Below are 6307 nucleotides of genomic sequence, written 5' to 3' on the forward strand. Positions count from 1 at the left end.
CTTCATTTTTTATCTTTCTTATTCATAAACTCCATTGTAAGATTGTAGATTTCATCTGGTTCGTATAAATAAATACAGTGTGTACCACTAACTGTTATCACTTCTGAATTTGACAGCTGTTTAGCAAAATACTTATAATCTTCATTCTTCTGTTTTGTAATTTTCGAATTTTTATATTGTTCAGCAACCGCATCTATAAACAATATCGGTGTTTCTTTTGGGAACGGTAGGTGAATTGATTTCTTCCCATTTTCATATGCCTGTAAAAGCTCTTGCTCCATATCATCATTAAAGAATTGTTTATATGCTAGTGCTTTATATACCTCTTTTTCCTGTTCAGTTAAAAAAGATTGTCGAATGACTTCGGGATTATAAGTCACAGAGGGAATGAGTCGCTGAAAACCAATTTTCGTTAACATATTTATTCCTCTTACTTTCAATGAATCCACTAGACCCATTTTACAAGTTACGTACTGCTGAGGTAAACCAATATCTAAAGCAATAATCCCCTTTACTTCATTTGGGTATTTTTGTGCCCAGTAAATCGCTTCTATACCTGAGATAGAGTGTGGCACTAATATATACGGTGGTTTATTTCCGCTTTGAAGTAGTGCTTCTCTACTTTGTTCTAATATTGTATCAATATCTCTGTCATCTCTAAAAGCATCGCTGTAACCATAACCCACTCTTTCAATGACAGCAATCTTGTTTTCTTTTGAAAATTTGCTATACAAACCTTTCAATTCATAAACAGGAGCAGCTATCCCAGCACCAGACATAAATACATATGTATCCTCACCGCTACCTTCATTATATACATTCATTTTTTTGTTATTAAAATGAACGAACGTTCCCTTACTTTTAATTAACGCTGATTCCTTGCTTAATTGGTAGTTATGGTATATGCATACAGATATTGAAACAAGTAAAATAACCGCAATGAACCCAACAAATATATTTTTTAATACTTTAAACAAATTTCTCATAGCATTCTCCTTTCAAGTTATATTGAAAGGATACGAGATAAAAATAAATTTCTAATAAATTTTTTAGTAATTAAATTTTTCTCTATTATATTTTTCTAACATATAAATCGCTGCTATGCAGAATAAAACATGACCTGCACTCGTCTTCTCTTTTTGTTTTAACCTTACATGTGGCAGAAAAAGGACCTGACCGTTTCTATTCGTTTCCAGATTCCCCCTAAAAAAGGAGGATGTCGATTTTTCAATTTGTATTTACATAAATTAATTTACAAACATTTTTCAGGATCGATTTCAATAAACTCCCATTGTCCTTTCTTATTCTTTTTATATTGCGTAACCAAAATATCTGTATCATTTGTTAGTTGAAAAAATACAAAGCGATATTTGTTCCCGTCGGTTCCAATCACATCAATTTGTTTCGTATAACCTTCTTGTTTTGTTGGTAGTCTTTCCTTTACTAGTTTACACCAATTCCCAAACTGGATATCAACAACCGCCTCTGCATTATGCTGCCAAAGATGATAAGCGGCACATAAAAAATCTTCACCGTATAGGTCGATATCAGCAATTTTGTATGAATTGCCTTCCTTTTCAATATAAATATAACCGTAATAATAAGAAAAATATGTTACCTCTTTGGCTGAACCTTCAATTGTTTCAATTTCAAAGAAATAACGAGTTGCCTTTGGATATTTTTTATCTCGCTGTAACGATGCTAGTTTTATTAAATTGATATGTCCAATTCCTTCGAACGAACGAAAATAGCTTTTATAGGAAACCTTTTCTTGATATTGACTTGTAAAAAAGTTATAAGCGATTGGGTACGGTATTTTTGACATTCCAACAGTTCCGCATCCTCCCTTTTTATTTTTTGTAAGATTTTCAGCTTCCCGTAAAACACTAAAATAATGAATAATTGTATGTTCTGGTGAATTCATAAGCGACGGTGGAAGAACAATTTGATTGTACTGTTTATCAATGAAAGGATCAAAAAATTGATAGTTAAACCGATTATTTAGAACAGAAAAGCATGAAGGACGAAAATATTTTTCTATATTCTCTTCTCTTTGTATTCTTTCACCACTTTGTGCGTTTCCTTCTCTCCATTTTTGTTTTTGCAAAATTGCTCCCATAATAATTGTACGCGTATTTAAGTTTTCCCTTCGTATAAGTCGTTGAAAAAAAGGGAATTTCCCATCCTTTAAATGAAAGAATTTCATAGTTCCACTTCACCTCAAAATCATACGTTTTTTTAAATGTATGATTTTATTACACGATTCATAAACAAAATCCAAAAAATCTTGCATTGATTTCATAAATCATTTCTTTACTTGTAAATATATTTTTTTACAGTACTATACATAAAATTACTAATATAATAGAATGATAAAGAATGGGATTATTAGAAATAGAAAGAAGGACATTTATGCGTAACAAATCATCTCTCGTAACTTTATTTAAAAGAACTCTTATTATGTGTGTAGGAATTTCATGCCTATACGGGGCATCTGTAGGATCGAACTACATTGTAAGTGCTAGTACAGAAGATTCCCCACAATCTGTTCAGCTAGTAAGTGAAATGCAAACTGCACTAGCTCCAAAAGAGGCGCCAGAACAATACAATGGTCAAATTAGAAAAGTAGCTTATCTTACTTTTGACGATGGACCAGGAAAGTACACAGCTCAATTATTAGATACATTAAAACAAAATGATGCGAAAGCTACTTTTTTCCTTATTGGCTCTAACGTTAAAGAATATCCAAATTTAGTGAAACGAGAATTATCAGAAGGTCACTATGTCGGCATGCATAGTATGTCACATGACTACGCGAAGCTATACAAGCAAGGCGGTTATGTGAATGAAATGAAAGAAGATCAAAAATTAATTTCTAATATTATTGGACGAGATCCAAAATTAACACGTCCACCATATGGTTCTATGCCAGGACTTACTGATGCATTGCGAAATCAAGTCGCTGAAAATGGTTTGCGAGTATGGGATTGGACTATTGATTCTTTAGATTGGAAATATAATAAAATGCCAGTGGATGCTGCTTCTGCTAAAATTGTAGAAAATGTAGTTGCAGGTGCAAAAACAAACAGAGAAGTAATCCTGCTTCATGATATTCATCCACAATCTGTTTCTGCCGTAGCTGCTATTATTAAAGGGTTAAAAGAAAAAGGCTATGAGTTTGACAGTTATAATGAAAACGAACATTTCGAATTAAACTTTTGGCATGATAAACGAATTTAACATAAATAAAAGGGCTGATTTCTATATGATAGGAATCAGCCCTTTTATAATTACATGTATGCTCCATATGAAATATCTACTTTTCTATCTTATTTTTTAATCTGCAGAATGGGTATCAATATGAAAACCTCTTAGTTTATCAGGATTTAAAATATTATAAATGGATTTAATTTTATCCCCTTCAAATTCAAAACTCATTACCGCTTGTACTCCAGTGTGATTTCTTATTACAATTCCGGGAGAACCATTTACCTCTGTTTGCATCATAGAGTATTCTTCTTGATTCATAAGAAATTTAGTTACTAAAGCAATAAGAAGTTGTTTTACACGCACTGCACCATAAATCGGTTTGACTGCAGCGGTTACTTTGCCGCCGCCATCTGCATAATAAGCGATGTCTTCCCATAGAACTTCCATCACTTGATTTGTATTTCCCTGCCGAATAGCGTGTATAAAACATGTGATGACTTGTTCATGATCTCCTTTCACACTTTCAACCGCAATTTGCTTTTCAAGTTCTGGAAGCGCCTTTTTTATCCTACTTAAGATTTTACGGCAATTTGCTTCTTTTTTTTGCACAATTTCAGCAATCGTATCATAGTCATATTCCAAAATTTCACGAAGTATAAAAATGGCTCTTTCAATTGGATTCAATTGTTCAAATAGTACAAGCAAAGCATATGACATATCATTTTTTACCATCATTTCCTGTAATGGATCTGCTTCTATTACAGCGATAGGTTCCGGCAGCCATGTCCCAACATATAGTTCTCGTTTTTTCTTAGAAGATTTCAATAGATCTAGGCAACGGTTCGTAACCAATTTACACAGAAATGTTTTTATATTTGATCTATACTTCATTTCATATTCATTCAACTTTATAAACACATCTTGAATAATATCTTCTGCATCAGCAATACTACCTGTCATTTTATAAGCAAGTGAGAAAAGAAGAGGTTTGTACTCGATATATAATTGGCTTAGTTCAGCGTTTTCCATAGGTAAAATCCTCACTTTCTATTCCATTAGGCGCAATTAGACAAGTAAACTGGCTTGATCCCATGTTCGCTCTCGAATTCGAGCACCAATTTTACCGGATAAAATAAAATCAAGTCCCCATTTTTGAACCCAAACGAATCCATTATTAGGTCCAAGACTAATACAATATAATTTTACCGGATACGCTTTGTGAGTAATAGAGTTAGATATTCCATATATCTCATTCTTTAAAATTTTACTTAATCTCGTTGCCTGAGGAATCGCTTCTTTACACGTCATTCCATCTACTTGATTCGTTTTTTTGTCAACAACTCTTGCACAGTCTCCGATTGCATATATATGTGAGTGCCCTTTTATACAATACGTATCCGTAACTAATATTTGGTTCCCACTCGACAATGGCAGATGAAATGTTTGAATGATAGGATTCACTTTCACACCTGGTGTCCAAACACACTCTCCCGCTGCATATGTTGTTCCGTCTGTACAAAGTAACTGACCGTTTTCAAATTTCATCACTCTCGTTTTAGACATAAATTTTATTCCAATCTTGTTGAGTTCATATGTTAATCGTTCACTTACTTTTACCGGAACACCACGTAATAAATGTTCTTTTGAATCAAACAAAATGACTTCTACCTCAGCTGGATTAAGCCCAGTTTTTTGAACTTCTTCTTTAAACCAAACACATATTTCTGCGGAAGTCTCAATACCAGTAATTCCTCCGCCAACAATAGCGATTCGCAATCGTTCTCGTCTTACTTCTTTATTTCCTTCTGTTTTTGCTAGTTGAATTAAAGAAAGCAATTTTTGTCTTACGTCCAAAGCAGTCTGCACATTACTTAATGTTGTCCCGCCTAACGTACTAGGAATTTCTTGAATAACACTCCCTAGAGCTAATACAAGATAATCATATTGCACTGTTCTTATTCTTTCATCTTCTAATTTTATATCTATTTCTCTTTCGGAATGATTACACGCTATCGCTTCCCCTTTTATATATTCCATTCTATCTGTACAATACCTTTTTAATGGAACTTTTAAATCCGCATCTTCAACAACTGACTTAAACAATAAGACCTTCCGAAAATGAAACGAATTTTTATCCACTAACGTAACTTTTACTTCTTTTCCTAATGAATGACCCAATTCTTTCTTTAATCCATTTAACAAATTAATACCAGCAAATCCTCCGCCTAAAATAACAATATGTTTCATCTTCATTCCCCCTTTACCCTTAAAACGATTTGACCTATTTACTTGTGACATATTGAAAGGGGAAATTAAAAAACTACCTGCCCCTTCGGTGAGTATAGAGACAGGTAGTTTTTTTATATACATTCCATTTTGTTAGTTTACTTTATACAAACTACTTGACCCTTTGTCATTTGTACTAGTTCATCAGGTGTTAAACGAAATATTGCTTTCGGGTGTCCTGCAGCAACCCAAATCACATCATACTGCAAAAGATCTTCATCAATAAGTGTTATAATTGACTCTTCATGTCCTAATGGCGGAACACCTCCGATTACAAATCCAGTATGTTCCCGTACAAAATCAGCATCAGCTTTTTTTAATTTTTCATGTAACTGGTTCGCGAGTTTCTTTTCATTAATCCGATTTATTCCACTTGCAACAATTAACAGTGGTCTATCGGAAGTTTGTAGCCTAAAAATAATTGGTTTACCAATTTGCGCAACTTTACAGCCGATTGCTTCTGCTGCCTCTTGAGCAGTCCATGCATTTTCTGGTAATTCTATTACTTGATTCGTATATCCTAGTTCTAATAATTTATTTTGTACTCGCTGTGCGCTTTCTTTTATACCTTTCATACATTTCATTCCCTTCCATTTTCTAAAATATTTACTATCTATTCTTCCTAGAACGCAAGGACTCCTCTTCTTATGTAGCATCATAAAACACCTTTTTATGAAACAAAAAAACATCCCCTACATAAAGAGGCCACTGAAAAAGTGAAAGCTTCTTCGATTTAATCGAAGAAGCTTTCACTTTTTATGTATAATTTTCATTTTTTTTATGAATAATGGTTGTACTAATTCTAGGTGGT

At 33.2% G+C, this 6307-nt stretch carries 6 protein-coding genes; 1 reads left to right on the forward strand and 5 read right to left on the reverse strand.

Annotation, left to right across the window (positions count from 1 at the left end; all coding sequences use genetic code 11):
* Positions 1-2: 2 nt before the first annotated feature.
* Together MR076_RS11295 and MR076_RS11300 are read right to left on the reverse strand one after the other, a co-directional pair.
* Positions 3-986: an alpha/beta fold hydrolase gene (locus MR076_RS11295; RefSeq protein WP_242220608.1), complete on the reverse strand. Its 984-nt coding sequence runs from the start codon at positions 984-986 to the stop codon at positions 3-5.
* Between the two features lie 266 nt (positions 987-1252).
* On the reverse strand, positions 1253-2206 hold the full coding sequence (locus tag MR076_RS11300) for a hypothetical protein (protein ID WP_242220610.1): 954 nt from the start codon (positions 2204-2206) through the stop codon (positions 1253-1255).
* Between the two features lie 206 nt (positions 2207-2412).
* Here MR076_RS11300 and MR076_RS11305 point away from each other — a divergent pair, with 206 nt between their 5' ends.
* Positions 2413-3240: a peptidoglycan-N-acetylglucosamine deacetylase gene (locus MR076_RS11305; protein ID WP_242220611.1), complete on the forward strand. Its 828-nt coding sequence runs from the start codon at positions 2413-2415 to the stop codon at positions 3238-3240.
* A gap of 96 nt (positions 3241-3336) precedes the next feature.
* Here the strand turns inward: MR076_RS11305 and MR076_RS11310 are convergent, their stop codons facing one another.
* The 3 genes from MR076_RS11310 to MR076_RS11320 all read right to left on the reverse strand — a co-directional run bounded on the left by MR076_RS11310 (position 3337) and on the right by MR076_RS11320 (position 6071).
* Complete coding sequence (locus tag MR076_RS11310; RefSeq protein ID WP_242220612.1) at positions 3337-4239, reverse strand: RNA polymerase sigma-70 factor; 903 nt, start codon at positions 4237-4239, stop codon at positions 3337-3339.
* 36 nt (positions 4240-4275) lie between these two features.
* Positions 4276-5457, reverse strand: a complete 1182-nt coding sequence (locus MR076_RS11315) for an NAD(P)/FAD-dependent oxidoreductase (RefSeq protein ID WP_242220613.1) — start codon at positions 5455-5457, stop codon at positions 4276-4278.
* Positions 5458-5594: 137 nt separating this feature from the next.
* Entirely contained in the window at positions 5595-6071 is a 477-nt protein-coding gene (locus MR076_RS11320) for a YbaK/EbsC family protein (protein ID WP_242220614.1), read from the reverse strand.
* Positions 6072-6307 lie beyond the last annotated feature (236 nt).

This window comes from Bacillus cereus group sp. BfR-BA-01380 (assembly GCF_022663535.1).
GTDB lineage: Bacteria > Bacillota > Bacilli > Bacillales > Bacillaceae_G > Bacillus_A > Bacillus_A cereus_BB.

What these genes read in the sequence shown, in the direction of transcription:
- MR076_RS11310 (WP_242220612.1), bottom strand. Translation starts at nt 4,239, where the DNA reads ATGGAAAACGCTGAACTAAGCCAATTATATATCGAGTACAAACCTCTT.
- MR076_RS11315 (WP_242220613.1), bottom strand. Translation starts at nt 5,457, where the DNA reads ATGAAACATATTGTTATTTTAGGCGGAGGATTTGCTGGTATTAATTTG.
- MR076_RS11295 (WP_242220608.1), bottom strand. Translation starts at nt 986, where the DNA reads ATGAGAAATTTGTTTAAAGTATTAAAAAATATATTTGTTGGGTTCATT.
- MR076_RS11300 (WP_242220610.1), bottom strand. Translation starts at nt 2,206, where the DNA reads ATGAAATTCTTTCATTTAAAGGATGGGAAATTCCCTTTTTTTCAACGA.
- MR076_RS11320 (WP_242220614.1), bottom strand. Translation starts at nt 6,071, where the DNA reads ATGAAAGGTATAAAAGAAAGCGCACAGCGAGTACAAAATAAATTATTA.
- MR076_RS11305 (WP_242220611.1), top strand. Translation starts at nt 2,413, where the DNA reads ATGCGTAACAAATCATCTCTCGTAACTTTATTTAAAAGAACTCTTATT.